The organism is Klebsiella sp. D-Nf1 (genome assembly GCF_002810515.1).
Classification (GTDB): domain Bacteria; phylum Pseudomonadota; class Gammaproteobacteria; order Enterobacterales; family Enterobacteriaceae; genus Klebsiella; species Klebsiella variicola.
The window spans coordinates 1,868,570-1,893,858 of sequence record NZ_PIOK01000001.1; the positions used below are offsets into that span (position 1 = coordinate 1,868,570).

Genomic DNA, 25,289 nt, shown 5'->3' on the forward strand with positions numbered 1-25,289 from the left:
ACTCAGGCGACAGCCTGACTCACTTTTGGCATCGCAAGGCTTAACGCCTGCTGTTCATTGGCTTCTTCATGCAGCAGTTCGCCGGCGATTTGTCCTTCGCGCATCACCACGATGCGGTCAGCGACGCCCAGCACTTCCGGCAGGTCGCTGGAGGCAAACACCACGGCAACACCTGAGGCGGCGAGGCCATATATCACGTTGTAAATTTCATGTTTGGCGCCGACGTCGATGCCGCGGGTGGGCTCATCGAGCAGGATCACCTTCATCTCTTCCGACAGCCAGCGGCCAAGGATCGCTTTCTGCTGGTTACCGCCAGACAGGTTCATGATCAGCTGTTCCGGGCCCGGCGTTTTAATATTCAGCGACTGGATATGCTGATCGGCGTTGTCCGCCTCCCAGGCGTTGTTGATCAGGCAGCCAGCGTGAATATGCTTGCGCCGGGCGCTGATATTGATGTTGTCGCGCACGGAGTGAACCGGAATAATCCCCTCCGCCTTGCGATCTTCCGGGCACAGCATCATGCCGGCCCGAATGGCCTGGGCCGGTTTACGAATGTCCACGGGCTGGCCATCGATATACACCTGACCGCCGGTGATCCGCGTCCCGCCAAATAAGCCTTTCATCAGTTCGCTGCGACCGGCGCCCACCAGCCCGAACAGGCCGACAATTTCACCACTGCGTACCGAGAGGCTGACCGGCGTACGCACGCCCGGCGCTTTGACCTCCTCCAGGCGCAGCCGCTCTTCGCCATAGGGGCGAGGCTTCCAGCCGTAAATATCCCCCAGATTGCGTCCCACCATTGCCTGGACCAGCGCGTCATGACTGACGCTCGGCATATCGTCAAAGGTGCAAACATAGCGGCCATCCTTAAAGACGGTGATGGCATCGCTGAGGGCGAAAATTTCTTCCATCCGGTGCGAAACATAGATGATGACCCGCCCCTCCTCCCGCAGTTCGCGGATAACGCGAAACAGGTTGTCTATCTCGCGGGCGGAGAGCGAACTGGTCGGTTCATCGAACGCGATGATCTTGGCGTTGCGCGCCAGCGCTTTGGCAATCTCCACCATCTGCCACTGGCCAATGGAGAGATACTTCAGCGGCGTCTCCGGATCGATATCCAGCCCCAGATGCTCCAGCTGCAGGCGGGCCTCATAGTTGAGCAACGATCGGTTGACGATACCGCCTCTGTGCGGCAGCTGGCCAAGATAGATATTTTCGGCGACGGTCATCTCCGGGATCAGATGCAGCTCCTGGTAGATAATCGCCACGCCGGCGTTCAGCGCCGCCATGGTATTGCTGAACGCCATCTGCTGGCCGCCGATCTGCAGGTGACCGGCGGTCGGGATGTAGTTACCGCTGAGAATTTTCAGCAGCGTCGATTTGCCTGCGCCATTTTCGCCCATCAGCGCGTGGATCTGTCCTGGGTAGCAGTCAAAACTGATATCGGACAAGGCCTTTACGCCAGGGAACGTCATGGTGATGCCGCGAAATGAGAGATAAGGGATAGACTGTTGCATAACGACTCCGCTCTTCAGCACTCAGCCCCCGCCGCGGCGGGGGCCAGTTCAACCGGGCTGTTACAGCCCTTTTTTCGCCAGCTCTTCTTTGAAGTTATCGCGGGTAATCAGCACCACATCGGTCACCGCCGTAAACTTCGGCGGTTCAACGCCTTTGGTGACCCAGTTGTAGAGCATTTCGCTGGTTTTATAGCCATGAATATCCGGGCTTGGCAGCAGGGAACCATAGAAGCCGGTCGGTTGGGCCTTCGACAGTTCGTTGACCGCATCCACACCGTTAATACCGATGCCAATCACATCCGGTGCTTTAAAGCCCTGGCCTTCAGTGGCACGCACGCCGCCGAGCACGGTGTTGTCGTTCATCCCAACGATCAGCCAGTGTTTCACCTGCGGGTGCTGGACCAGCATCGAGTTACCGGCGTCAAACGCCCCCGGGATATCGTTAGATTTTGTCGGAACGCGGTAGATTTGCGCGTCCGGGAAGCCGGCTGCCTTCAGGGCATCAATGGAGCCGGTGGTGCGACGACGGGCGGTGTCCAGCTCATCGGCGGTGATAGCCATTACCGCAGTGTCTTTGACATCCCAGCCGCGTTTCTGCATCTCTTTATACAGCTCCTGCCCCTGGCGGGCGCCGATTTCGCTGGCCGCCATCATCACCAGCGGCACGCTCTCCATCGGTTTACCTTTGGCGTTGACGAACTGGTCATCGACGGTAATGACCTTCATGTCATAGCCGCGCGCTTTGGCGACGATCGCCGACCCGAGTTTGGGATCGGGGGTACAGATGACAAAACCTTTCGCGCCGCTGGCCGCCAGGCTATCGATCGCGTTGAGGGTTTTCTCACCATCCGGAACCGCAATCTTAATGACGTCAAACCCTAAATCTTTTCCTGCTTTATCAGCAAATTTCCACTCAGTCTGGAACCATGGCTCTTCCGGTTGTTTCACCAGAAAACCCAGTTTTAAATTTTCCGCCATAGCTGATTGTGACATAACCGCAGCGAGACCAATGGCCGCCAGCGCTTTAGTAAATTTGTGCATGGTAAACTCCAGCTTTAATTCGCTTTCATGTAGGGAAAAATCGGAATTAACAATTTTATCGGCATCAAAACAAGGCATTAGAAAAATCGCATTCCCCACTGCCGTTGTTAGAGTAGTAATACCCGGAAATTATTTCTCCATACGAGAGCATTATCACATCGCGGAATTACAGTAATTTCGTACATACATTTAGCAAAAAATGACATAAAAAAAGACATAATTGTCATACAATTTTAGCGACTTATAGCAGGATCATCTATACCACCAGCAGACTTATCCTTGTGATGTCAGAGGGTGTTTAACGGAGGGTTACAACACTGTTATCACCGGCGGTTGACGGCGTCATAAAGGCCGATCGTCTTTTCGCTTTTTCCTGTGACAAGCAGCCTCACACGGCTGGGCTACGTGACCCACTTAATATCGCGAAAAAACGGATCTTTTGCGTAATTTATTCCGAATTGAAAAAATATATTCCTCTTCAAAAAAAGCCTGCAACAAAAAATAAAAATAATTTTCATTAGCCTGAAACATTACTATTGAAATAACTTATTCCGCTCTGTTCTACGACAAATTTCGTAGTCAAATATCTATAACTTATCACTAACCCGATGCCAGCAAGCCCCGCCAACGGCGCACAATCTCAATCCTGACGTTATCCACAAATAATGGTGTAACAAAACGTAAATTACCGCACTTGAGAGTTTTCTTAATTCCGTTCAGCGAGTATTCTTAAATCGTCGGCAAACGGGAAAAATTACCCGACCATATGGAATGTGTAGAGTTTTATTATTCTGCAACAGTGCAGCGTGTCACTATTTTATCTTGCGGTTATCCGCAGGATCCGTCGACACGCATCAGTAACCCCTTCCAGGTTAATAAGGATATTTTTATGGCAGTTCCAGGAATGGCACAAAAGCTAAACACCCAAATGAACCTTGAGTTTCACGCCTCTAACGTTTACCTGAATTTAAGCGAGTGGTGCGCCCGGCATCGGTTCGACGGCGCCGCAACATTTTTGCGCACCCGCGCGCAAAGCAGCATCACCCTCACCATGCGCGTGTTTGATTACCTGAAAAAAGCCGGTAGCTGGCCGATAGTGAATCCCGACCACGCCTGTAATCCCGAGTGTACCTCGCTGGAAGATCTGTTTACTCAAACTCTTAGCGATTACCAACAGCGTAGCAGTATGCTAAGCGGTCTTGCCGAAGAAGCCAGAGCGCACAGCGACGATAACACCTGGCGATTTCTGACGCTGCTGGCGGAAGAGCAGCAACAGGATGGTCTGCTGTTGCAAAGCGTGCTTGAGGAAATCCGCAACGCCGATAAAGCCGGTCTCGGAATGGAGCAGACCGATCGGCGTCTGATGGCATTGGTCGGGGAATCGCGGAAGCCACATTAGTCGGGCACTTCGCTCTGCCGGGGGAGCGCGACCGCGCTGCCCCGTCTCTCGCTTTAAATCAGTTATGTCAATTTTCCCACCTCATTTATTCCCCAATAGAATAAAAAAGTTTTAGCGCGATCGCATTCCCACGTCACCGCTATCCCTTCTCAGGGATTAGTGAGCGCGGTCACTTTTTATCAAGCCACAAAGAAATATAAAAACAGTGTTTCAAAAATATAAAACACGAGGTTTATTTTTTATGGCTAGATATACGGCTTCAGCCCCTGAAGGGCTGCAGGGAAGACCGATCTTGTTACGCCATCAGTTAGCTTACGGCGGTGGTAATCTGTTGGGGAGTGGCGCACTGGCGATAAGCGGCGCCTGGCTGCTCTATTTTTATACGACCTTTTGCGGCCTGACGCTGATCGAGGCCTCATTTATCTTCTCCGTCGCCAGCATCATTGATGCTATCAGCAACCCGCTGATGGGCTATCTCACCGATAACTTTAGCAAAACGCGCTTAGGCAAGCGCTTCGGCCGCCGGCGTTTCTTTCTGCTAATCGGTATTCCGCTGATGATGTTCTACCCGCTGCTGTGGGTGGAAGGCCTGAGTTTCTGGTACTACCTCTGCACCTATGTGGTGTTTGAGATCATCTACACCTCTATCATGGTGCCTTATGAAACGCTGGCGACAGAGATGACCGATGATTTCTCGTTGCGCTCAAAACTGACCGGCTATAAAGCCATTTTCGGCAAGCTAGCCAACTTCCTCGCGGCGTTTATTCCCGGACAGTTCATTCTGCTGTACGGCAAAGATTCTGCCACCCCTTTCTTCCTCACCGGTCTGACCTACGGCGCTATCCTGATCGTCGCGATTTCCTGCCTGTGGCTGTGCAGCTGGGAGCGCGAACGCGAGGAAGAAGTGGAAACCAGCGCGAAAAAAGGACTGCTGAGCACCCTGCTGTCGCTGGCAAAAGATATGCGTTCCACCTTTTACCTGCGCGTATTCCGCAAACATCTTGGTATGTACCTGTGCGGGTTTGGCGCTGAATGGCTGTTTGCCTCCATCTTCACCTATTTCGTGATATTCGTTCTGCAGCATGATCCGGCGATGGTCGCTGGACTGAACAGCCTGAACTCGATTCTGCAGCTGATCTCTACGGCGCTGTTTATCGGCCTGTGCGTGAAAAAGGGCTTCAGCAAACCCTATATCCTGGCGCTGGGGATCGTGATTTTCGCGGTCCTGCTGTATACCTCGCTGTGGTTCTTCCATCTGCCGTCAGGCCTGGCGACGGTGCTGATGTTCGGCATTACCGTGCTGTTCGGCCTGGGTACCGGCGGGGTTTACTACATTCCCTGGACCGTTTACACCTTCCTGGCCGATGTCGATGAGATCTACACCGGACGCCGTCGGGAAGGGATCTATGCCGGCGCCATGACCTTCTCAGGGAAAATTCTGCGCTCGATTGTGGTGTTCTCGATGGGGGCGATCCTGAGCTTCTACGGTTTCCAGTCAAAAGCGCACAGCCAACCGGAAAGCGCGGTGACCGCTATCGCAGTGGTATTCTGCGTCGGGGTGATCGCGTTAGCGTTGGCCGCCATCGTCTTCAGCAAGCAGATGAAGCTGGATCGTAAAGCTCATCTGGTGGTGCTGCAGGAAGTCGCGCGGATCAAAGCGGGCGGAAAAATCAGCGATATCGCGCCGGATGTGCGAGTTATCGTGGAAGATCTGGTCGGCCACCGCTACGAAGAGTGCTGGGGCAACAGCAAGTTGTTCAAAGATACGGCCCCTGCGCCTGCGCAGACCGTGATTTCCCATTAAAGAAGAAGGCCCCGCCGGTGACCGGCGAGGCCTGTTATTAATGCGTTTCTTCCTGCGGGGTAAACTTCAGCTCAATCAACGCGATCGCTTTTTGCACCGCGCGAAGGGTCACCGGGTCGGCAGAGGCCGGATGGCTGGCGAAGTCGATAGCTTTCAGCTGAGTGGTCATTTTTTCACGCACTTCCACGGGCGCAATGACGTCAATGACGTCGAGGATCTGTTTGATAACCAGCTGGCAGGCAACCACATCGGAAACCAGCTCATCGTGTTCGGTAAGATGTTGAGACATTAATTACTCCTTTTTTCAGGAGCGTAATAGTACCCTAAATCGTCACAGATAAAAAAACCTGCCGTCGCAGGTTTTTTTATCTGCCCTACTGGCTGGCGGAACTTCTCCTGCCGCTTTGCCCAGGTTCACACTCTTGATGGCATTAACAACATGACTACCACGATCTCTTCCAGAGACGAACGTGCTTTTTCAGCGCCTGCGCTGCTGGTGGCCGGTGCTTTTTTTATGGAGTTTCTCGACGGGACGGTGATCGCCACCGCGCTGCCCGATATGGCGAAAGATTTTGGCGTCACCGCGGTCGAACTGAATATCGGCATCAGCGCCTATCTGATCACCCTCGCGGTACTGATCCCAGCCAGCGGTTGGATCGCCGATCGCTTCGGCGCTCGCGCTATTTTTACCCTCGCCCTGGCGATCTTTACCCTTGCCTCGGTCTTCTGCGGCCTCTCCACCGAGGTGCATACCTTTGTCGCCATGCGTATCCTGCAGGGGATCGGTGGCGCGCTGATGGTCCCCGTCGGTCGCCTGGCGGTACTGCGAACCACGCCGAAACACCTGCTGATCAAAGCCATCGCTACCCTCACCTGGCCGGCGCTGGTGGCCCCCATTATCGGCCCGCCTTTAGGCGGCTTTATCACCCGCTACGCCAGCTGGCACTGGATCTTCTTTATCAATGTCCCGCTGGGCCTTGCAGCCATCATCCTTGCGCTGCGCATTATCCCTGATATTCGCGAAACGGAACGGCGCTCCTTCGATCTCACCGGCTTTATCACCACCGCAGTCGCGATGGTCAGTCTGGTCACCGCGATGGAACGGCTCGGCGATCGCCAGCCGCAGATCTGGCCGACGCTGGCCCTCGCCGCGCTTGGCTTCGGCTGTCTGGCATATGCTATACGCCACTTCCGCCGGGCGACGGCGCCGATGGTTCGTCTCGACGCGCTACAGGTGCCTACGTTCCGGGTGACGATGTACGGCGGCTCGCTGTTCCGCTCCTCCATCAGCGCGGTCCCCTTTCTGCTGCCGCTGCTGTTTCAGGTAGGGTTCGGCATGGATCCCTTCCACTCCGGCCTGCTGGTGCTGGCGGTGTTTGTCGGCAATTTGACCATCAAACCCGCCACCACGCCGCTGATCCGCTGGCTGGGCTTTCGCCGGCTGCTGTTGATCAACGGTGCGCTGAACGTCTGTTCACTGCTGGCCTGCGCGCTGCTCACGCCGCAGACGCCGGTCTGGGCCATCATGCTGATCCTTTATCTCGGCGGAGTATTTCGCTCAATCCAGTTTACGGGCGTGAGCACACTGGCTTTTGCCGATGTCCCCGCCGCGCAGATGAGTGATGCCAATACGCTGTTCAGTACCGCGTCGCAGCTGGCTGTGGGGCTGGGGATCACGCTCGGGGCAATTGGTATTCGCCTGGGTGAGCAGGTCGGCGACTGGCTGCACCTTTCCACGCTGCCGGGGATCAGCTTTCGCCTGTCGTTTGTCTTTATCGCGTTGATCTGTCTGGTGGGGATGATCGACAGCCTGCATCTGGCCAAAACGGCCGGCAGCAGCGTGTCGGAGAAGAAGACATAAATGATGGAAGGGCCAGGGGCGCTGGCCCTGATGACGGTTAACCGACGATCTGGCGAACGAAGGCTTCGATTGCTTTATCCTGACAGTTTTCGAAGAAGCACTGCTGGAAGCGCGGGCCAGATACCGCGGTTTTCACCAGCTCCGGATCGATGGCGCGCAGGGTGTCGAGATAGTTTTCTTTTACCACTGCCGCTTTAACCTGGTTGAGGATCCCGGCATTTCGCACCTGCGGCTCTTTGCGCTCCGGCGGATAGCCTTCGCCGTTGCGGCCGGTAAACGCTTTTTCAAAGATAAAGCGTACATTCAGCTCCGCGCCCCAGCCGAAACCTTTGGCAAACGGCAGCGACAGCGCATTACCATTGTTGATCTGAGCAAACAGGAACGCGTCCGCCGGATCGATACAGTAGCCGCAGACCACGCCCGGGTGAATATTCAGCGACATCAGCGCCCCCTGACCGGTACCGCAGCCGGTGACCACGAAGTCGACCGCTTTCGAATTCAGCAGGATGCTGGCCATGATCCCGAGGTGAATGTAGGTCAGATGATGATCGTGCTCATCGCTCATGCCGACGTTGTACACCGGGAATCCTTTTTCGTCGGCAACGGCGTTAAGCTCCTTAAGGATGATGGCGTTTTTGTTCGCCTGGCTGTTCTCCATCATCAGTGCAATCTTCATGGTTTACTCTCCTGAATGCTGTGCGGGCCTGCCCGCAGAATGTCATTGGCGTTGACTGCACTCTACTACCTGAAAAACAAACTTTCAAATTTTATGAAAAGTTGTTTTAAAAATTACGCAGCGCTTCACACTTTCACCCTCTCCGCCGGTCCAGTCGCCAGGTCCACGCCCCCAGGCAAGCAACCCCACCTCGTGGTTTGAACTTCGTCAGCCAGTTGGAAGGTCATTTGATTTTCCAATACGATTAATAATAAATTAAAACCATTCTCATTTATTATTAAACTGCCAATGCGTGTTATTCCCATTAGCATTTTAAATAAAATATTTTTAAATTTACTTTTTGCAAATAATTAAATAACAAATTATAGTGGCATCCTATAACATCTATTTTTAATTCCAGGAGCGCGACAATGCTGAAAACGGAAATGATCGACAAACTGAATGAACAGATGAATCTTGAACTTTATTCTTCTCTTCTTTATCAGCAGATGAGCGCCTGGTGCAGTTACCACAGTTTTGAAGGCGCAGCGGCCTTCCTGCGTCGCCATGCCCAGGAAGAGATGACCCATATGCAGCGCCTGTTCGACTACCTGACCGACACCGGTAGCCTGCCGCGCATCAACGCTATCGCCTCCCCGTTTGCCGAATATGCCTCACTGGACGAGCTGTTCCGCCAGACCTATGAGCACGAGCAGCTGATCACGCAAAAAATTAATGAACTGGCGCACGCCGCCATGACCAGTCAGGATTACCCGACCTTTAATTTCCTGCAGTGGTATGTTGCTGAACAGCACGAAGAAGAGAAATTATTTAAATCGGTGATTGATAAACTGACTCTCGTTGGAAAAAGTGGCGAAGGTCTGTACTTTATCGATAAAGAACTGGCTACCCTCGACACACAGAATTAATCTCCCGCGCCGCGACAACCCGTGTCGCGGCCCTTTTAATGCCGGCAAATCTTATTTTCTGCGGTAGTAAAGCCTTCTTCTCTGGCAATAAATTTGCCTTTTTTCTCTAAAAACGCTACCAGCTCTGCGGCGCTTAGATTCGCTGCTGAACAGGTGTGAAACCGCGCCTCTTCGCCAAAGCGGTGGCGAATGGCGGCCTCCAGCGAGGCGACCGTCCAGGACTCACCCGAGGCGAGCATCATCTGCAGTACTTCATGACCATGAATAGAAGACATAACCCCTCCTGAAAACCACCAGCTTAGGCCAGCCATGCCATCGGCGCCTTGCGCCAGCGCAGGCTTTCCCCCCTTTAAGTTCGTAAAGTTTACATTACACCCATTGTAACCCTCATTTGACGAATGCCGTAATATCCCCTACTCTGCGCGGCATAATTTATTGTTATTTGCTGTAGGGATAGCGAAAAGCGTGAAAAACCGCACTCTGGGCAGTATTTTAATCGTAGCTGGCACCACTATCGGTGCAGGAATGTTGGCGATGCCATTGGCCGCCGCCGGCGTTGGGTTTACCGTCACGCTGGGTTTACTTTTCACCTTGTGGGCACTGATGTGCTATACCGCCCTGTTGTTGCTGGAAGTCTACCAGCACGTGCCTGCCGACATGGGGCTCGGCTCCCTGGCCGCACGCTATCTGGGCCGCTACGGGCAGTGGATTACCGGGTTCTGCATGCTGTTTCTGCTGTATGCCCTCACGGCGGCCTATATCAGTGGCGCCGGTGAATTGCTCGCTTCCAGCCTCAACCAGTGGCTGGACTGGCAGCTGCCGCCGGCGGCCGGGGTACTGTTATTTACAGCACTGGGCGGGGCGGTGGTGTGCATCGGTACCTCGCTGGTCGACTTATTCAATCGCTTCCTGTTTAGCGCCAAAATCATCTTTCTGGTGATTATGCTGGCGCTACTGATGCCGCATATTCATCAAGTCAATTTGTTGACGCTGCCGGTTGAGCAAGGCCTGGCGCTGTCGGCTATTCCGGTGATCTTTACCTCCTTTGGCTTTCACGGCAGCGTGCCGAGCATCGTCAGCTATCTTGGCGGCGATATCCGCAAACTGCGCCGGGTATTTATTATCGGCAGCTTTATTCCGCTGGTGGCTTATATTTTCTGGCAGCTGGCGACGCTGGGGAGTATCAACCCTCCCGCGTTCACCGCCCTGCTGGCCAAAAACGCCGGTCTGAACGGTCTGCTGGAGGCGATCCGCGAAGTGGTGGCGTCTCCACACGTGGAGCTGGCCGTACACCTGTTTGCCGACCTCGCGCTGGCGACCTCATTCCTCGGCGTCTCGCTCGGCTTGTTTGATTATCTGGCCGATGTGTTTCAACGCAAAAACAGCGTGAGTGGGCGTCTGCAGAGTGGAGCAATCACCTTCCTGCCGCCGGTGGCGTTCGCCCTGTTCTATCCCCGCGGTTTTGTTATGGCCCTGGGCTACGCCGGGGTGGCACTCGCCGTGCTGGCCCTGATGTTGCCGGCTCTGCTGGCAATGAAGAGCCGCCGACAACATCCGCAGGCTGCCTGGAGAGTGGTCGGCGGCGCGCCGGCGCTGTGGCTGGTTCTGCTGTGCGGGATCGGTATCGTGGCGATTCAGTTCAGTATCGTCGCCGGACTGCTGCCTGCGGTGGGATAAAAAAAGGGGCCGGCCGGCCCCTGGTTTTATTTTGCTAAGCAGCACTGCTTATACTTTTTTCCGCTCCCGCACGGGCAGGGATCGTTGCGTCCGACCTTCGCCTCATTTCTGACCGGCTGCGGAACCACCACCGGCTGCGGATTCGCCATCCAGTACTGGTAAAGCGCCAGCGCCGCCGGCGTGATACGCTCGATGCTGTCGATAAACTCATCCGCCGTCAGATTATCCAGCGCGGTAAACTGCGCCTCGCTGCCGTGGAGTGCAATCGCGTCCAGGGCTGGCTGAAGCTCAGCGGGCAGCGTCGACCAGTCGCTCAGCGCTACGCCGCGCAGGTAGCCAAAGCACCACTCTTCGACGATCGTCAGTTCCTGACCTTCCGCTTCGCGGGTGCCAAACAGCGGTTCGAACTGTTCGGGATAGGACTCCAGCCGTTCGGCGATGTCGCTCATATGCTGCAGCGTCAGATCGACAAAGCGATCGCGCTCGCGGTCATTGGCCCAGCGCGGCACATTGTCCGCCCCGCCCCAGATGGCCACCAGCCACTGGGCTGGTTCGATATCAGTCGGTGCAGAGAGGATAGCCGTCAGCAGGCCATCCAGTTCAGACACATCCAGAATAGCGCCTTCGGTGGCGTATTTCGCCAGCGTTTCGTCCAGCCATTCCAGTTCGTTTTCGTTTAAAGGTCCGGTATTCATTCACAGGCTCGCATGGTAAAAATCGGGCCTACAGTAGCCGAATTGCCGACAGAAAGCCACCCGGCGCGGCAATCCGCCTGCCCATGCACATCAGGCCAGGCCGTGCAGCGCCGCCGCCACGTCGCGAATGGCCTCCTCCCCTAACGGCAGCAAGGGCCGGGGAAGACAGTCAGGATCGCACAGCCCGAGAATGGCCGCCGCGCTGGCTATCACCCGCAGGCTGCCGCCATAGCGGTCAAAGCATCGCCAGAGAGGGGTCAGCTGCGCATTCAGCGCCGCAACCTGCGCCGCGTCGCCAGTACGAATCGCCCTTACCAGCGCCCCCGAAAGTTGGGGAAAGAGCCCGCCGCAAACCGAGTACCAGACTTCGCAACCGGCCTGCAATCCCGCCGTCGCCAGGGCGTCGCCGCTGGCGCCAAGCGTAACGCGGGCAGGAAGATGACGGCGCAACGTTGCCAGCCGTTCACGCGCCTGTGGCTCAGGCAAACCGGGAATTTTAATCGAGGCGATGGCCGGCAAGGCGGCGATGCGCCCCTGCAGCTCATCCGCCAGCGTGACGTGAGTGGTGCGGGGATTGTCATACAGGCAAACCGGAACCGAGACGTGCCGACAGACCTCTTCGTAAAAGGCAAAGATCTCCTCCGCAGAAAGCGGCTGATAGGACATCATCGGCAGTAATAACGCATCCGCCCCGGCCTGCTGGGCATCCTCCACCAGGCGCAGCACCTCGCTGGTGGCGATGGCGCCGACACCGACCATCATCGGGATCGACCCAACATGCGCTTTCGCCACCTGCACCACCCGCTTGCGCTGCTCACGACTCAGATAAGCGTAGCTGCCGGTCGAGCCCAAGATGCCCAGCGAGTCGACGCGGGTATCGGTAAGACGAGAGAGAATACGGATAAACGCCTTTTCATCAATATGCTGCTGATGCAGCGGCGTCAGCGGAAATGCGCAAAGCCCTGTGAACATGATGCCTCCGGCAGGCTGGGATACGAATCCGGTTGATAGTAGCAAGGAGAGATCGTTTTGTCCTGGGACAAATGAAAGGTTGACTGAACGGCCTAATCTGAAGGGTAGAAGAAGGTTATCTTACAAGGATGTCAGGAAAAGGGAGGGACAGAAACAAAAAACCACCCGTAGGTGGTTTCACGACACTGCTTATTGCTTTGATTATTCTGCTTTTATCCCAATGGTACCCGGAGTGGGACTTGAACCCACACAGCGCGAACGCCGAGGGATTTTAAATCCCTTGTGTCTACCGATTCCACCATCCGGGCTCGGGATATAAAGTGGAGGCGCGTTCCGGAGTCGAACCGGACTAGACGGATTTGCAATCCGCTACATAACCGCTTTGCTAACGCGCCTTTAATACTGAAGCACCCGCAACTGCCGATGCTGATAATCTGGAGCGGGAAACGAGACTCGAACTCGCGACCCCGACCTTGGCAAGGTCGTGCTCTACCAACTGAGCTATTCCCGCATTATCAAGTTATTTGCTAATTACTTGATTTTGTTATCGTCTGGAAGACTGTGCTGCCGTTCGATGCGTTGCATTCTACTTATCTCTCGCGGTGAGTCAACGGTATTTTTCGCAACTTTGCATCGTTTGCTGAAAATAACGGCGAAACGATCACTGATCAAGCAAATCGCCGCGCGCTGCGTTCAGATACTGCAGCATCGACCACAGCGTCAGCACCGCAGCTACGAGGAAAAGCGCGATCCCGGCCCACTCAACCCACGGATAAGGACGCCACAGCATCCATACCAGGGCGGCCATCTGTGCGGTCGTTTTGACTTTGCCAATCCACGAGACCGCCACGCTGCTGCGTTTCCCCAGCTCAGCCATCCATTCGCGCAGTGCCGAAATAATAATTTCACGGGCAATCATGGTCGCCGCCGGCAGCGTGACCCACCAGGTGTGATAGTGCTCGGCAACCAGCACCATGGCGATAGCCACCATGACTTTATCCGCCACCGGATCCAGGAAGGCGCCAAACCGGGTGCTCTGATTCCAGCGACGGGCCAGAAAACCATCAAACCAGTCGGTCACGGCGGCGACAAAGAAAATCAGCGCGCAGGCAAACGGCGCCCAGCTAAAGGGGAGATAAAACGCCAGCACAAAGAACGGGATCAGGATGACGCGAAACAGAGTAAGCAACGTAGGGATATTAAATTGCATAGTGACGGGTAACTATCTGTTGTAAGTAAAAATTAGCCCTATGTTGCTACAGAGCCCCTAATGTTTCAACGAGTAGAAGATCTTTTCTGCCAGACCGTGAGAGATGCCCGGTACTTTGGCAATTTCCTCGACGCTGGCCTGCTGCAGCCCCTGCAGCCCTCCCATATACTTCAGCAGCATCTGGCGACGCTTCGGCCCCACTCCCTCGATAGTCTCAAGCGAGCTGGTGCTCTTCACTTTCGCCCGTTTTTTACGATGTCCGGAAATCGCATGATCGTGCGATTCATCGCGGATGTGCTGGATTACGTGCAGGGCGGGCGAATCCGGCGGCAGGCTAAACCCCTCACCTTCCGGTTCAAAGAATAACGTTTCCAGGCCGGCTTTACGATCGCTGCCTTTCGCCACGCCCAGCAGCAGCGGATGATGTTTATCCCAGGGAACGTCCAGTTCGGCAAACACCGCTTTCGCCTGTGCCAGCTGCCCCTTTCCGCCGTCTATCAGGATCACATCCGGAATTTTGTTGTCATCAATCACTTTACCATAGCGTCGACGCAGGACCTGATTCATCGCCGCATAGTCATCCCCTGGGGTGATGCCGGTGATATTGTAGCGCCGGTACTCCGCACGCAGTGGGCCATTGCTGTCAAACACCACGCAGGACGCCACGGTCTGCTCGCCCATAGTGTGGCTGATATCAAAGCACTCCATCCGCTTCACGGCCGGCAGCTCCAGCACGGTGGCCAGCGCCTGCAGACGCTGATGAATGGTCGACTGCTGAGACAACTTGGTGGTTAACGCCGTCGCGGCATTGGTGCGCGCCAGCTTAAGGTAACGCGCCCGGTCGCCGCGCGGTTTAGTCTGCACATTGATTCTGCGCCCCGCCAGTTCCGACAGCGAATCGGCCAGCAGCGTCTTATCGCCGAGGTTGAAGTCGAGCAAAATCTCGCCCGGCAGGGTGCGCATCTGGCTACCCTGCAGGTAGAACTGACCGACAAACGTCTCCACGACCTCTCCCAGCTCAGTGCCGCCCGGGACTTTCGGGAAGTAGCTCCGGCTGCCCAGCACTTTGCCCTGGCGGATAAACAGCACATGGACGCAGGCCATTCCGGCCTCAAAGGCGACGCCGATAACGTCAAGATCGTCGCCGGTGTTAGAAACAAACTGTTTCTCCGTCACCCGGCGCACGGCCTGAATCTGGTCGCGAATGCGCGCGGCCTCTTCAAACTCCAGACTTTGGCTCGCTTTCTCCATTCTGGCGATGAGCTGGGTCAGGACCTGATCGTCCTTGCCGGCAAGGAACAGCCGTACATATTCAACCTGCTGAGCATACTCTTCTTCGCTGACCAGCCCCGCCACGCACGGCCCCAGACAGCGGCCAATCTGATACTGCAGGCAGGGACGCGAGCGGTTGCGATAGACGCTATTTTCGCACTGGCGAACAGGAAAGATTTTCTGCAGCAGCGCCAGGGTCTCCCGCACGGCATAGCCGTTGGGGAAAGGACCAAAGTACTCGCCTTTCGCATGTTTGGCGCCGCGATGCATCGCCAGACGTGGATGAGTATCACCGCTGAGGAAAATAAAAGGATAAGACTTATCATCGCGCAACAGCACGTTGTAACGCGGCTGGTACAGCTTGATATAGTTGTGCTCCAGCAGCAGCGCTTCCGTCTCGGTGTGGGTGACGGTCACGTCAATCTGCGCAATCAGCGCCACCAGCGCTTCGGTTTTACGCGACGCGAGATTGCTGCGAAAATAGCTGCTGAGCCGCTTTTTCAGATCTTTGGCTTTGCCAACATAGATGACGGTCCCGCCAGCATCATACATCCGATACACACCGGGCTGGCTAGTCACCGTTTTCAGGAAAGCTTTTGCGTCAAAAACATCACTCACTGGCTTGCTAACGACTCCGCATTACACAGGCCATGGCGAATTGCCAGGTGGGTCAGCTCCACATCGCCATGAATGTTTAATTTGCTGAACATTCGGTAACGATAGCTGTTAACCGTTTTGGGACTCAGATTGAGCTGCTCTGAGATCTCATTCACCTTCTGACCTTTGGTGATCATCAGCATAATCTGCAATTCGCGTTCAGACAAACTGGCAAACGGCGATTCCGTTTTTTCCGGTTCAATCTGACTTAGCGCCATTTGCTGAGCAATATCGGAGGCAATGTAACGTTGTCCGGACGCCACGCAACGGATCGCATTCACCACTTCCTGCGGCGCTGCCCCCTTACTGAGATAGCCCGCCGCCCCCGCCTGCATGACCTTGGCAGGTAGAGGGTTCTCGGTATGCACGGTGAGCATGATCACTTTCGTGCCCGCCACGGAGCGCGCGATTTTGCGCGTGGCTTCAAGACCACCGATCCCGGGCATGTTCATGTCCATCAGGACGACATCTGCGGAATTAGCCCGGCACCACTTCACGGCGTCCTCGCCGCAACAGGCTTCGCCAGCGACTTTAATCCCTTTTATATCTTCCAGAATGCGTCGTATCCCTGCGCGCACCAGTTCGTGGTCATCAACAAGAAGAACGTTGATCAAAGGAATAATCTCCAGAATGAGGGATAACGCTACTGATACTTTATCTCCCACATATTACCGGGTTTTATTGCTAATTTAAAAGGCAAAAAAATGCCCTCGCCTCGATTTGACTCTCATTTATGGCAATGTCTGTGCACACACAGTGGAAAGTCATTGAGAACAGTCAGTTGCCATGGTCTTATTTTTTAACAATCCTCATACAGAAAGCACAAAAAACACAACAGATTACGTAGCGCATAAATAGGAGGCAAAATATGTAACAAATATTAACGTGCTAAATAAATGGAATAAATTAATGGCAGTCTGGCGGCTATTACGTATTATCCGAAGCACGGAATCATTCACAGCTCAGATGAGAGAACAGAAATTAAGCACTCCTTTTTTTTCCGTCGCTTGTGGTATACTGCGCGGCCTTCACATTGGGTAAGGCGCATTAGCGCAGCGAGTAAACGAGGATATCGATGAGCACACCAGATTTTTCCACTGCAGAAAATAATCAAGAACTGGCGCAGGAAGTCTCCTGCATGAAAGCGCTGATAACGCTGATGCTGCAGGCGATGGGCCAGGCGGATGCGGGTCGCGTGATTATTAAAATGGAAAAGCAGATCGCGCAGATGGAAGATGAGGCTCAGGCCGCCGTATTCTCCAGCACCGTTAAGCAAATTAAACAAGCTTACCGTCAGTAATCCTGTGCCGGCTGAAAGTATCCCTGACAGCCGGTGTCACGTCTGGCACGCAGAACGACAGGCGCTCTCAGATTAACCCTGTCGCCACCGCATAACAGGCTATCTGCGTTTTGTTCGGCGCATTGAATTTCCGTTGCATATTCTTCTGGTGGAAATTCACCGTATTTTCCGAAATAGAAAGAATCATCGCCACCTCCGCCGAGGTCTTCCCTTCCGCGGTCCATTTCAGAATTTCCAGTTCACGGCGGCTGAACTTCATTTCCGGCGGCATCACCATCTCATCTTCCAGACGCAGGAGCGTCAACAAGCTTAGCTCTGTCAGCATGCGCAGGCGCATCTCCAGTTCATCTTCAGGATAAGCGTCCGGCAAACGGTTATTCGCGGAGACGGAGAGAAAACCCTGCGCATGGTTGGGCAAGGTCAGGCACTGGGTCACCCCTTTTTTCAGACCATGATCGCGGGCGCCGTCCCATAATGCCACCGCATCGCGAAACAGCCCATCCTCCCATGGCAGATGACCACGCATAAAATTCTCCGGGCGTAATACCGGATCTATCGCGAAATAGTTCTCGGCCTGGTAGTGCGACATCCATGCGCGGGGATAGGTCGACTGGAAGGTGACGCGGGGGCGAGTGAAAGGCACCGGGTGGCGTACACAAAGCGTGTAGTAATCATATTCCAGCGCTTCGGTTTCTCGTTGCAGGAGATTATAAACCTCCTCACCAGCAGCCACGGACTGAAATTGATGCAGCATATCCCGCCGCCAGCTGAAAAAATCATTGTCCCTCATAGCTGTGCAAATAACTCCTGATTGATAATCATTATTATAAATACAGAAAACTAACACATAAATCTTATTTATATGTATAAAATATTGTCGCCGTCGCATTTATTAGTCTGAAGGCTTGCCTTTTTCCCGTTCTCAGCGCAGAACCTCGTGCCCACGTTCTTGTCATTTTCTACACCCTACAAAGGGGGATGGGAAGCGGTGTATACGGCCACAGGGAGAGATCGCACAAAGAGGTGACGACGAGCGTGGCGCGCCGCAGGGAAGACAGGCTGAACGCGGCGGCCCTCCCCCGGGAAAGCCGCCGCGCCAGCACATGGTTTACTGCATCAGAAATTTTTCGAGGAACTGGCGAGTGCGCGGCTGCTGCGGGGAGGCGAACAACGCTTTCGCCTCTCCCTGCTCGACAATGCGCCCTTGATCCATAAAGATGGCCCGATCGGCAACGTCGCGGGCGAAACTCATCTCATGGGTCACAATAACCATGGTGCGTTTCTCCTGCGCCAGCTGCCGGATGGTGTTGAGCACCTCCCCCACCAGCTCAGGATCGAGGGCTGAGGTCGGTTCATCAAACAGGATCACGTCCGGACGCATGGCCAGCGCGCGAGCAATAGCCACCCGCTGTTGTTGACCGCCGGAGAGGCGACGCGGATAGCTATTCTCTTTACCGCTGAGACCCACTTTCGCCAGCAGATCGCGCGCCCGCACAATCGACTCCTGCTTATCTTCACCTTTTACGATGACCGGCCCCTCAATAATATTCTCCAGCACCGTACGGTGGGGAAACAGATTAAAGTTCTGGAAGACAAAGCCAACATGCTGGCGTAGTCGGCGGATGAGTCCTTTCTGTGACCCCATGCTGCGGCCGGCGTCGATGGTCACATCGCCAACGCGGATGGTGCCGCTCTCCGGTTGCTCCAGCAGGTTGATGCTGCGCAACAGCGTGGTTTTACCCGAGCCGCTGGGGCCGATGATCGCCACCACTTCCCCTTTCTGTACCTCCAGGTCGATACCGTGGAGCACCGTCTGGCCATGGAATTTCTTCACCAGGCTTTTCACTTCTATCGCACTCATTTCGGATCACGCTCCTGGCGGTTCAGCTGGTTTTCAAAATAGTTCTGCAGCGAGGAGAGGACGGTCGCCATCACCCAGTAAATCAGAGAGGCCGCCAGATACATGGTGAAGACCTCCAGGGTTCGGGAAGTGATAAGCTGCGCCTGACGGAACAGCTCCGGCACCTGGATCGTCGCCGCCAGCGAGGTATCTTTTACCAGGCTGATAAAACTGTTGGACAGCGGCGGCAAAGCGACCCGCGCCGCCTGGGGTAAGATGGCCCGGCGCATTGTCTGCCACGGCGTCATGCCGATACTGGCCGCCGCTTCCCATTGCCCTTTGTCGATCGAAGCGATGGCCGCGCGCAGGGTTTCCGCCGCGTAGGCCGCCGTATTGAGCGACAGGCCGATCATCGCCGCCGGAATCGGGTCAAGCTCGATGCCAAACTGCGGCAAGCCGTAGTAGATCATAAACAGCTGGGCGATAAGCGGCGTGCCGCGAAAAATGGAGATATACATGCGCGCCAGCCATTTTACCGGCCAGAGGGGCGACATGCGCATCAGCGCCAGGATAAAGCCCAGCACCAGGCCGAAAAACATCCCGCCAATGCTCAGCTGCAGCGTAAAGACGGCCCCTTTGAGCAGAAAAGGAGCGGAATCGATGACCAGTTGGATACTTTCTTGCATGCTGTCGTTTCTGTATTAGAGGTGAGGATGATAGGCAAACAGCGCCGGCGCCCCGCCGGTATGGACGAACAAAATCGGTCCTTCATCCTTAAAACGCTTCTGCGTAATGCCGTCGATAAGCCCGGCCATCGCTTTGCCGGTATAGACCGGATCGAGCAAAATACCTTCCAGCTCCGCCAGTAGCTTCACGGCGGCCATGCCTTCCTCGTTCGGCGTACCGTAGCCTGGGGCAAAGTAATCATCCCACAGGGTGATGTCGGCTTTCGCCTGCAGCTCGAGGCTGCTGGCCACGGCCTGCTGCAGCGCCACCACTTTTGGCAGCTGGTCAGCAACAGAGCGCGATACCGTCACCCCAATCAGTTCCGCCTGCGGCATCAACTGTTCGAGCCCCACAGCCAGCCCGGCATGCGTACCGGCGCTGCCGGAAGCCACCACCACCGATGAGATCTCCACCGCGCCTTCGCACTGCTGGGCAATTTCCAGCGCGCTTTCCACATAGCCTAACGCCCCGAGCGCATTGGATCCGCCGACCGGGATGACGTAGGGGCGATATCCCTGCGCCTCGATGCGGGTCGCCAGCTCGTCGAGCTGAGCGGCAGGATTGGAAAGGGCATCGCACATCTCAACCTGGGTGTTAAACAGATCCAGCAGCAGGCGGTTGCCATTGCTCAGATAGTTCTCCGCCCGAGTGCCGATGGGGTTTTCCAGTAGCGCCACGCAGTGCAGCCCCAGTTTCGCGGCGACCGCCGCCGTCTGACGCACATGGTTGGACTGGATCGCGCCGGCGGTAATTAAGGTATCCGCCCCTTCACGCAGCGCATCGGCGGCGAGAAACTCCAGCTTGCGCAGTTTGTTGCCCCCCATTGCCAGCGGCGTTGTATCATCGCGTTTGATAAAAATCTCGCGCCCAAGGTGATCGGACAAACGCGGCAGATACTCCAGCGGCGTCGGTGCGCCAATTAATTCCAGACGCGGAAAGCGGGTTAAATTTTGCAGTGACATGGCCCCTCCTGACTCAGTTATGCTTCATTATGCACACAGTTACGCGCTAAATAAAAAAAGGCGCTTCCAGGAGCGCCTTTTTTCACCACTGACCGTTATTTCGTCACGTCAGCGCCAAACCATTTCTCTGACAACGCCTTCAGGGAGCCATCTTTCTGCATATCCGCAATCGCGGCGTCTACCGCTTTCAGCAGATCGTCGTTGCCTTTGCGCAGCGCCACGCCAGCCTCCTGACGGGAGAACGCATCACCGGTTACCGCCAGCGTATTGTTGGTTTTCTTCACCAGATCCAGCGCGGCCAGACGGTCAACCAGAATGGCGTCAATACGGCCTACGCGCAGATCCTGGTATTTCGTCGGGTCATCATCATAGGTGCGGACATCAACGCCCTGGACGTTCTGACGCAGCCACTCTTCATAGTTAGTGCCCAGTCCGACGCCGACTTTCTTGCCTTTCAGATCCGCCGCGGTTTTAATCGCGCCTTCGTTACCTTTCTTCACCAGCGCCTGCACGCCAGAGATGGTGTACGGGGTTGAGAAATCGTATTTCTTCTTACGCTCATCGGAGATAGTGACCTGGTTAATCACCACGTCGATGCGTTTGGAGTCCAGCGAAGCCAGCATACCGTCCCATTTGGTCGGTTTGAGATCGGCTTTCACACCAAGATGTTTCGCCAGCTCGTTGGCAAACTCCACTTCAAATCCGGTCAGCTTGCCGTCATCACCCTGGAAGCTAAAAGGAGGATAGGTGCCTTCGAGGCCCACACGCAGGGTACCGCGCTCTTTAACCTGATTGAGCAGGTTTTCCGCTGCAAAAGTTTTCACGCTAACGCCAGCCATCAAAACAACGGCCATCGCGCCCATCAGCGCCTGACGACCCAGAAGTGCTAATTTCATAGATACCCCGAAGGTTAGGATTTTCCTGTAGTGTAAGGCGCTTAACAGCCTCACACCAACATCGTTACGCTACATCTTATGCCAATTTATTATATATGATCCCTGTTAGGGTATAGCGAAAATCAGGGCTTTCCTCACCCGTTTTGCGGGATATCTCCCATACTGCAAAGGTCAGCCTGTTGACGTCTGGAGCATGGAAGATGAAAAACCCCACTTTGTTGCAATGTTTTCACTGGTACTACCCCGCCGGCGGCGAATTGTGGCGTGAAGTCGAAGCGCTGGCCCCCAGTCTGAATGAAATCGGCATCAATATGGTCTGGTTGCCGCCCGCCTATAAAGGCGCCTCGGGCGGTTATTCCGTCGGCTATGACACCTACGATCTCTTCGACCTCGGTGAGTTTGATCAAAAGGGATCAGTCGCCACCAAATATGGCGATAAAGCGCAGCTGCTGGCGGCGATGAAGGCTCTGAAAGAGCATGATATCGCCGTGCTGCTGGATGTGGTGGTGAACCACAAAATGGGCGCCGATGAAAAAGAAACCCTACAGGTGCAGCGCGTCGATGAGCAGGATCGCACCCAGATTGCCGAGGAGATCATTGAATGCGAGGCATGGACTCGCTATACCTTTCCGGTGCGAGCCGGGCAGTATTCGCAATTTGTCTGGGACTATAAATGCTTTAGCGGCATCGACCACATTGAGAACCCGACGGAAGATGGCGTGTTTAAAATCGTCAACGATTACACCGGCGAAGGCTGGAACGAGCAGGTCGACGATGAGCTTGGCAACTTCGACTACCTGATGGGTGCCAACATTGATTTTCGTAATCACGCCGTTACCGAGGAGATCAAATACTGGGCGCGCTGGGTCATGGAGCAGACCGGCTGCGATGGTTTTCGTCTTGATGCCGTGAAGCATATCCCCGCCTGGTTTTACAAAGTGTGGATCGAGCACGTCCAGGAGGTGGCGCCGCAGCCGCTGTTTATTGTCGCGGAGTACTGGTCCCATGAGGTGGAAAAGCTCCAGCAGTATATCGACCTGGTCGAGGGCAAGACGATGCTGTTCGATGCCCCGCTGCAGATGAAATTTCATGAAGCCTCACGCCAGGGACGCGACTATGACATGAGTCAGATCTTCAGCGGCACGCTGGTGGAAGCCGACCCTTTTCACGCTGTGACGCTGGTGACAAACCATGATACGCAGCCGCTGCAGGCCCTTGAGGCGCCGGTTGAACCCTGGTTCAAGCCCCTTGCCTATGCGCTGATCCTGCTGCGTGAAAATGGCGTGCCGTCGGTCTTTTATGCCGATCTTTTCGGCGCATCCTATGAAGATACCGGCGGCGATGGACAAACCTACGCCATTGAGATGCCCGTTATCGAACAACTGCATGAACTGATCGACGCCCGTCAGCGCTTTGCTCACGGCGTGCAAACGCTGTGGTTCGATCACCCCAACTGTATTGCCTTCAGCCGTAGCGGCACCGACGAGGATCCCGGCTGCGTGGTAGTGATGTCCAATGGTGATGAAGGAGAAAAGACCCTGACGCTGGGCGAGAACTATGGCAATAAACGCTGGCGGGATTTTCTCGGCAACCGGGAAGAGATTGTCGAAACCGACGACGACGGTAGCGCGACCTTTACCTGCAACGGGGGCAGCGTGAGCGTGTGGGTGATGGAAGCCGTGCTGTAGTCAGCGGGCGATGTACCTGGCGGGCCGAACGGGCCCGCCGGAACCTCAGCGCGCGGAGACCGGCGCGCTGACGGTCCCTGTCGTACGCACTTTGGCCCACGCCTTTTCGCACTCGGGGGTGAGGCGTTCAACACGGGTCAACGTCATACGGTCGTAGGAGAGGGTATTACCCTCACGCTCGATCGGATAGATATCCAGGGAAGCCGTAACATTGTAGATCTGGTTATCGCGGTTCATCAGTTTACCCGGCTGCGCGATCACGCGCTGCCACTGGCGGCAGTCGAAGGTATCCCCTTCTTTGGTGACGATCAGGCTGGCGATCGCGTCAGGGCTCATCATTTCACTCTGCGGCCCTTTCGATTGCCAGTAGCCCTCAAGGCCAGCCGGCGCCGGCGCTTTAACGACGTCATCGTAATGATCAACCTGCACACATCCGGCCAGCGCCAACACCATGCCAGCAAAAACTAACTGTTTCATCATTCATCCCACAAGCCGATAAAAAAGTATTGTGGCATTAAAGCGTTAAGCCTTCCACCCCCGCCCCAGGCGGAAAAACCGGGCAAGACAGAAGCCGGCAATCCGACCTTCATTTGAAATAAGGAAATTCCGAAAATAAAATATTGTTTGGGGCCTAACCATAGCATCTGTGGGCACTTTTTGTTTTTAATCCGCTCACACTACCGGTTCTCGACTTTACTTTAAGAGTTTTCCTGGCAAATTATATGCATAGATGCGGAATAGTTTAATGGAACTAATGGGTTCTTTCTTAAACCTACTATATACCGCTCGCAAGGACTGCTTCACAAAGTGAGTGTGAAGTGAATATCGTTACGTGTTGATTGAGGATGGGTCATGTCAACGATGATTATGGATTTGTGCAGCTATACCCGGTTAGGCTTAACGGGTTATCTGACCAGTCGGGGAATTAAAAAACAGGAAATCGTTGAGGTCCATTGCGCGGCAGATCTGCAAAAACATTGCGCCTCGTGCTGTCCGGCAGTGGTGTTTCTTAATGAAGACTGCTTCGTGCATGATGATGAAAGTAATGGCATTATTCGCCAGATCATTACGCAAAACCCGGCGACGCTGTTTGTTATCTTTATGTCGCTGGCAAACATTCATTTTGACCGCTATTTGCGGGTACGGAAAAACCTGCTGATCAGTTCTAAATCGATAACGCCAAAAGACCTTGATGTTATTCTGGTTAATTATCTTAAATACAAAAACAGCAGTCTGGGGCAATTAAATTTACCGACTTTATCGCTGAGTAAGACTGAATCCAATATGCTGCAAATGTGGATGGCCGGGCATGGCACGTCGCAAATTTCAACGCAAATGAACATCAAAGCGAAGACGGTATCGTCACATAAAGGCAATATTAAAAAGAAAATACAGACGCACAATAAACAGGTGATTTACCATATCGTTCGGCTTACCGAAAACGTCACTTCAGGTATTCAGGTGAACCTGCGCTGAAACAAACTGGCGGTGGTTCCGCCAGTCCCGTTTTATGAGGTTTCTTTTTCGACGAAGATCCCATCCGGGTGCCCCACTTCATTGAAAAACCAGATCCCTAAAGGATAGTCTTCCAGCGAAACCAGATACATCGTCCCTTCACTAAACGACTCAATTGCCAGCACTACCCCCGATCGACGTGGGCCACCGTCGGTCTTCACCGTGACACGATCGTTCACCTGCATATTCAATCTCCTCTATTTTTCAGCCAGTGTAGAACAAAACAACGCAACTCGCAGCGTTGCGGCCCATGACTGTTGTTTTTTTAGACTGACTATACTTAAAGAGGCTTGAGCGACGCTCAGCGAGGGGGTAATGATGAAGAATCGATTGACAGGCCAGGCCGGGAACGACGTTGATATCAATGTTGATGCTCTGCTGGCAGCGATTAATGAGATTAGCGAAAGCGAGGTCCATCGCACACTGGATGACCCGCATCGTGCCAGTATTGATGGTCGAGGAGCCCATACCTGGCGCGAACTGGCGGAGGCCTTCGAGCTCGATATTCACGATTTCAGCGCCAGTGAAGTCAACCGCTAACGGTGGACGAAAAAAATCCCGACTCGCAGGAGTCGGGATCAAACTTGCTAATGCAAGAAGCACTTGAAAATTCGTTACACCGGGAAATCCGATGCGTTAAAACATTATCCTCAATTATTTTGCATGACAAGAG

26 protein-coding genes, 3 tRNA genes and 2 pseudogenes are annotated in these 25,289 nt (G+C 54.6%); 11 read left to right on the forward strand and 20 right to left on the reverse strand.

The window, feature by feature from the left end; all coding sequences use genetic code 11:
• Positions 1-2: 2 nt before the first annotated feature.
• Positions 3-1,517 carry an L-arabinose ABC transporter ATP-binding protein AraG gene (gene araG, locus CWM54_RS09175; protein WP_100696801.1) on the reverse strand — a complete coding sequence of 505 codons (1,515 nt, stop codon included), beginning with the start codon at positions 1,515-1,517 and terminating at the stop codon, positions 3-5.
• Positions 1,518-1,577: 60 nt separating this feature from the next.
• Positions 1,578-2,558 (reverse strand): arabinose ABC transporter substrate-binding protein, encoded by a 981-nt coding sequence (locus CWM54_RS09180; protein WP_002911518.1) that lies wholly within the window; start codon positions 2,556-2,558, stop codon positions 1,578-1,580.
• Positions 2,559-2,959: 401 nt separating this feature from the next.
• Here CWM54_RS09180 and CWM54_RS29245 point away from each other — a divergent pair.
• The 3 genes and pseudogenes from CWM54_RS29245 to CWM54_RS09195 form a co-directional block, all read left to right on the forward strand.
• Positions 2,960-3,063 (forward strand): annotated as a pseudogene (locus CWM54_RS29245) (hypothetical protein); the annotation flags it as partial.
• Between the two features lie 384 nt (positions 3,064-3,447).
• A complete protein-coding gene (locus tag CWM54_RS09190; RefSeq protein ID WP_061154079.1) occupies positions 3,448-3,957 on the forward strand; it encodes a non-heme ferritin-like protein in 510 nt (169 codons plus the stop codon).
• Positions 3,958-4,249: 292 nt separating this feature from the next.
• Positions 4,250-5,761: an MFS transporter gene (locus CWM54_RS09195; RefSeq protein WP_162678270.1), complete on the forward strand. Its 1,512-nt coding sequence runs from the start codon at positions 4,250-4,252 to the stop codon at positions 5,759-5,761.
• A 37-nt stretch (positions 5,762-5,798) separates the two neighbouring features.
• Here CWM54_RS09195 and CWM54_RS09200 read toward each other — a convergent pair whose 3' ends face one another.
• On the reverse strand, positions 5,799-6,050 hold the full coding sequence (locus tag CWM54_RS09200; protein ID WP_002911524.1) for a DUF2766 family protein: 252 nt from the start codon (positions 6,048-6,050) through the stop codon (positions 5,799-5,801).
• A gap of 150 nt (positions 6,051-6,200) precedes the next feature.
• Between CWM54_RS09200 and CWM54_RS09205 the strand changes: the two genes are divergently transcribed.
• Complete coding sequence (locus CWM54_RS09205) at positions 6,201-7,622, forward strand: MFS transporter (RefSeq protein WP_074385440.1); 1,422 nt, start codon at positions 6,201-6,203, stop codon at positions 7,620-7,622.
• 37 nt (positions 7,623-7,659) lie between these two features.
• Here CWM54_RS09205 and CWM54_RS09210 read toward each other — a convergent pair whose 3' ends face one another.
• A complete protein-coding gene (locus tag CWM54_RS09210; protein ID WP_061154076.1) occupies positions 7,660-8,298 on the reverse strand; it encodes an RpiB/LacA/LacB family sugar-phosphate isomerase in 639 nt (212 codons plus the stop codon).
• Positions 8,299-8,541: 243 nt separating this feature from the next.
• Here CWM54_RS09210 and CWM54_RS29250 point away from each other — a divergent pair.
• Both CWM54_RS29250 and ftnA read left to right on the forward strand, forming a co-directional pair.
• Positions 8,542-8,652, forward strand: a pseudogene (locus CWM54_RS29250) (hypothetical protein); the annotation flags it as partial.
• A gap of 56 nt (positions 8,653-8,708) precedes the next feature.
• On the forward strand, positions 8,709-9,206 hold the full coding sequence (gene ftnA, locus CWM54_RS09220) for a non-heme ferritin (RefSeq protein WP_008804225.1): 498 nt from the start codon (positions 8,709-8,711) through the stop codon (positions 9,204-9,206).
• A gap of 35 nt (positions 9,207-9,241) precedes the next feature.
• Here ftnA and CWM54_RS09225 read toward each other — a convergent pair whose 3' ends face one another.
• Entirely contained in the window at positions 9,242-9,481 is a 240-nt protein-coding gene (locus CWM54_RS09225) for a YecH family metal-binding protein (protein WP_061154075.1), read from the reverse strand.
• A 190-nt stretch (positions 9,482-9,671) separates the two neighbouring features.
• On the opposite strand from CWM54_RS09225, the gene tyrP reads away from it, so the two are divergent.
• Entirely contained in the window at positions 9,672-10,883 is a 1,212-nt protein-coding gene (gene tyrP / locus CWM54_RS09230) for a tyrosine transporter TyrP (protein WP_100681228.1), read from the forward strand.
• A gap of 26 nt (positions 10,884-10,909) precedes the next feature.
• On the opposite strand, the gene CWM54_RS09235 is transcribed toward tyrP, so the two are convergent.
• The 8 genes from CWM54_RS09235 to uvrY form a co-directional block, all read right to left on the reverse strand.
• The gene (locus tag CWM54_RS09235; RefSeq protein WP_061154073.1) at positions 10,910-11,578 is read right to left on the reverse strand and encodes a YecA family protein; all 669 of its coding nucleotides are present in this window, start codon (positions 11,576-11,578) and stop codon (positions 10,910-10,912) included.
• 90 nt (positions 11,579-11,668) lie between these two features.
• The gene (locus CWM54_RS09240; protein ID WP_100696803.1) at positions 11,669-12,550 is read right to left on the reverse strand and encodes a dihydrodipicolinate synthase family protein; all 882 of its coding nucleotides are present in this window, start codon (positions 12,548-12,550) and stop codon (positions 11,669-11,671) included.
• Positions 12,551-12,771: 221 nt separating this feature from the next.
• Positions 12,772-12,858, reverse strand: a tRNA-Leu gene (locus CWM54_RS09245).
• A gap of 13 nt (positions 12,859-12,871) precedes the next feature.
• Positions 12,872-12,945, reverse strand: a tRNA-Cys gene (locus CWM54_RS09250).
• A 40-nt stretch (positions 12,946-12,985) separates the two neighbouring features.
• A tRNA-Gly gene (locus CWM54_RS09255) sits at positions 12,986-13,061 on the reverse strand.
• A gap of 150 nt (positions 13,062-13,211) precedes the next feature.
• On the reverse strand, positions 13,212-13,760 hold the full coding sequence (gene pgsA / locus CWM54_RS09260) for a CDP-diacylglycerol--glycerol-3-phosphate 3-phosphatidyltransferase (RefSeq protein WP_008804219.1): 549 nt from the start codon (positions 13,758-13,760) through the stop codon (positions 13,212-13,214).
• Between the two features lie 57 nt (positions 13,761-13,817).
• Positions 13,818-15,650 (reverse strand): excinuclease ABC subunit UvrC, encoded by a 1,833-nt coding sequence (uvrC, locus tag CWM54_RS09265; RefSeq protein ID WP_100696805.1) that lies wholly within the window; start codon positions 15,648-15,650, stop codon positions 13,818-13,820.
• Positions 15,647-16,303, reverse strand: coding sequence for a UvrY/SirA/GacA family response regulator transcription factor (gene uvrY, locus CWM54_RS09270; protein ID WP_002911539.1), 657 nt, complete (start codon positions 16,301-16,303; stop codon positions 15,647-15,649). Before uvrY ends, uvrC begins: the two co-directional genes overlap by 4 nt.
• 461 nt (positions 16,304-16,764) lie before the next feature.
• On the opposite strand from uvrY, the gene CWM54_RS09275 reads away from it, so the two are divergent.
• Positions 16,765-16,989 carry a DUF2594 family protein gene (locus tag CWM54_RS09275; RefSeq protein WP_061154045.1) on the forward strand — a complete coding sequence of 75 codons (225 nt, stop codon included), beginning with the start codon at positions 16,765-16,767 and terminating at the stop codon, positions 16,987-16,989.
• 67 nt (positions 16,990-17,056) lie between these two features.
• On the opposite strand, the gene sdiA is transcribed toward CWM54_RS09275, so the two are convergent.
• From sdiA to tcyJ, 5 genes are all read right to left on the reverse strand, one after another.
• Entirely contained in the window at positions 17,057-17,779 is a 723-nt protein-coding gene (gene sdiA, locus CWM54_RS09280) for a transcriptional regulator SdiA (RefSeq protein WP_100696807.1), read from the reverse strand.
• 318 nt (positions 17,780-18,097) lie between these two features.
• Positions 18,098-18,850 (reverse strand): L-cystine ABC transporter ATP-binding protein TcyN, encoded by a 753-nt coding sequence (tcyN, locus tag CWM54_RS09285; RefSeq protein WP_061154043.1) that lies wholly within the window; start codon positions 18,848-18,850, stop codon positions 18,098-18,100.
• The gene (gene tcyL / locus CWM54_RS09290) at positions 18,847-19,515 is read right to left on the reverse strand and encodes a cystine ABC transporter permease (RefSeq protein ID WP_008804215.1); all 669 of its coding nucleotides are present in this window, start codon (positions 19,513-19,515) and stop codon (positions 18,847-18,849) included. Before tcyL ends, tcyN begins: the two co-directional genes overlap by 4 nt.
• Positions 19,516-19,530: 15 nt before the next feature.
• A complete protein-coding gene (gene dcyD, locus CWM54_RS09295) occupies positions 19,531-20,517 on the reverse strand; it encodes a D-cysteine desulfhydrase (protein ID WP_100681230.1) in 987 nt (328 codons plus the stop codon).
• A gap of 95 nt (positions 20,518-20,612) precedes the next feature.
• On the reverse strand, positions 20,613-21,413 hold the full coding sequence (gene tcyJ, locus CWM54_RS09300; protein WP_061154041.1) for a cystine ABC transporter substrate-binding protein: 801 nt from the start codon (positions 21,411-21,413) through the stop codon (positions 20,613-20,615).
• A 200-nt stretch (positions 21,414-21,613) separates the two neighbouring features.
• On the opposite strand from tcyJ, the gene amyA reads away from it, so the two are divergent.
• The gene (gene amyA, locus CWM54_RS09305; protein ID WP_061154040.1) at positions 21,614-23,101 is read left to right on the forward strand and encodes an alpha-amylase; all 1,488 of its coding nucleotides are present in this window, start codon (positions 21,614-21,616) and stop codon (positions 23,099-23,101) included.
• A gap of 45 nt (positions 23,102-23,146) precedes the next feature.
• On the opposite strand, the gene yedD is transcribed toward amyA, so the two are convergent.
• A complete protein-coding gene (yedD, locus tag CWM54_RS09310; RefSeq protein WP_165785905.1) occupies positions 23,147-23,581 on the reverse strand; it encodes a lipoprotein YedD in 435 nt (144 codons plus the stop codon).
• Positions 23,582-23,953: 372 nt separating this feature from the next.
• Between yedD and rcsA the strand changes: the two genes are divergently transcribed.
• Positions 23,954-24,577 (forward strand): transcriptional regulator RcsA, encoded by a 624-nt coding sequence (gene rcsA, locus CWM54_RS09315; RefSeq protein WP_061154038.1) that lies wholly within the window; start codon positions 23,954-23,956, stop codon positions 24,575-24,577.
• 32 nt (positions 24,578-24,609) lie between these two features.
• On the opposite strand, the gene dsrB is transcribed toward rcsA, so the two are convergent.
• On the reverse strand, positions 24,610-24,801 hold the full coding sequence (dsrB, locus tag CWM54_RS09320) for a protein DsrB (protein WP_061154037.1): 192 nt from the start codon (positions 24,799-24,801) through the stop codon (positions 24,610-24,612).
• 133 nt (positions 24,802-24,934) lie between these two features.
• On the opposite strand from dsrB, the gene CWM54_RS09325 reads away from it, so the two are divergent.
• A complete protein-coding gene (locus CWM54_RS09325) occupies positions 24,935-25,156 on the forward strand; it encodes a YodD family protein (protein WP_165784174.1) in 222 nt (73 codons plus the stop codon).
• Positions 25,157-25,289: the final 133 nt, after the last annotated feature.

Excerpts from the sequence above, each read along its gene's own strand:
- araG (WP_100696801.1), bottom strand. The coding sequence starts at position 1,517 with ATGCAACAGTCTATCCCTTATCTCTCATTTCGCGGCATCACCATGACG.
- CWM54_RS09180 (WP_002911518.1), bottom strand. The coding sequence starts at position 2,558 with ATGCACAAATTTACTAAAGCGCTGGCGGCCATTGGTCTCGCTGCGGTT.
- CWM54_RS09190 (WP_061154079.1), top strand. The coding sequence starts at position 3,448 with ATGGCAGTTCCAGGAATGGCACAAAAGCTAAACACCCAAATGAACCTT.
- CWM54_RS09200 (WP_002911524.1), bottom strand. The coding sequence starts at position 6,050 with ATGTCTCAACATCTTACCGAACACGATGAGCTGGTTTCCGATGTGGTT.
- CWM54_RS09205 (WP_074385440.1), top strand. The coding sequence starts at position 6,201 with ATGACTACCACGATCTCTTCCAGAGACGAACGTGCTTTTTCAGCGCCT.
- CWM54_RS09210 (WP_061154076.1), bottom strand. The coding sequence starts at position 8,298 with ATGAAGATTGCACTGATGATGGAGAACAGCCAGGCGAACAAAAACGCC.
- ftnA (WP_008804225.1), top strand. The coding sequence starts at position 8,709 with ATGCTGAAAACGGAAATGATCGACAAACTGAATGAACAGATGAATCTT.
- CWM54_RS09225 (WP_061154075.1), bottom strand. The coding sequence starts at position 9,481 with ATGTCTTCTATTCATGGTCATGAAGTACTGCAGATGATGCTCGCCTCG.
- CWM54_RS09235 (WP_061154073.1), bottom strand. The coding sequence starts at position 11,578 with ATGAATACCGGACCTTTAAACGAAAACGAACTGGAATGGCTGGACGAA.
- CWM54_RS09240 (WP_100696803.1), bottom strand. The coding sequence starts at position 12,550 with ATGTTCACAGGGCTTTGCGCATTTCCGCTGACGCCGCTGCATCAGCAG.
- pgsA (WP_008804219.1), bottom strand. The coding sequence starts at position 13,760 with ATGCAATTTAATATCCCTACGTTGCTTACTCTGTTTCGCGTCATCCTG.
- CWM54_RS09275 (WP_061154045.1), top strand. The coding sequence starts at position 16,765 with ATGAGCACACCAGATTTTTCCACTGCAGAAAATAATCAAGAACTGGCG.
- sdiA (WP_100696807.1), bottom strand. The coding sequence starts at position 17,779 with ATGAGGGACAATGATTTTTTCAGCTGGCGGCGGGATATGCTGCATCAA.
- tcyN (WP_061154043.1), bottom strand. The coding sequence starts at position 18,850 with ATGAGTGCGATAGAAGTGAAAAGCCTGGTGAAGAAATTCCATGGCCAG.
- tcyL (WP_008804215.1), bottom strand. The coding sequence starts at position 19,515 with ATGCAAGAAAGTATCCAACTGGTCATCGATTCCGCTCCTTTTCTGCTC.
- dcyD (WP_100681230.1), bottom strand. The coding sequence starts at position 20,517 with ATGTCACTGCAAAATTTAACCCGCTTTCCGCGTCTGGAATTAATTGGC.
- tcyJ (WP_061154041.1), bottom strand. The coding sequence starts at position 21,413 with ATGAAATTAGCACTTCTGGGTCGTCAGGCGCTGATGGGCGCGATGGCC.
- amyA (WP_061154040.1), top strand. The coding sequence starts at position 21,614 with ATGAAAAACCCCACTTTGTTGCAATGTTTTCACTGGTACTACCCCGCC.
- yedD (WP_165785905.1), bottom strand. The coding sequence starts at position 23,581 with ATGATGAAACAGTTAGTTTTTGCTGGCATGGTGTTGGCGCTGGCCGGA.
- rcsA (WP_061154038.1), top strand. The coding sequence starts at position 23,954 with ATGTCAACGATGATTATGGATTTGTGCAGCTATACCCGGTTAGGCTTA.
- dsrB (WP_061154037.1), bottom strand. The coding sequence starts at position 24,801 with ATGCAGGTGAACGATCGTGTCACGGTGAAGACCGACGGTGGCCCACGT.
- CWM54_RS09325 (WP_165784174.1), top strand. The coding sequence starts at position 24,935 with ATGAAGAATCGATTGACAGGCCAGGCCGGGAACGACGTTGATATCAAT.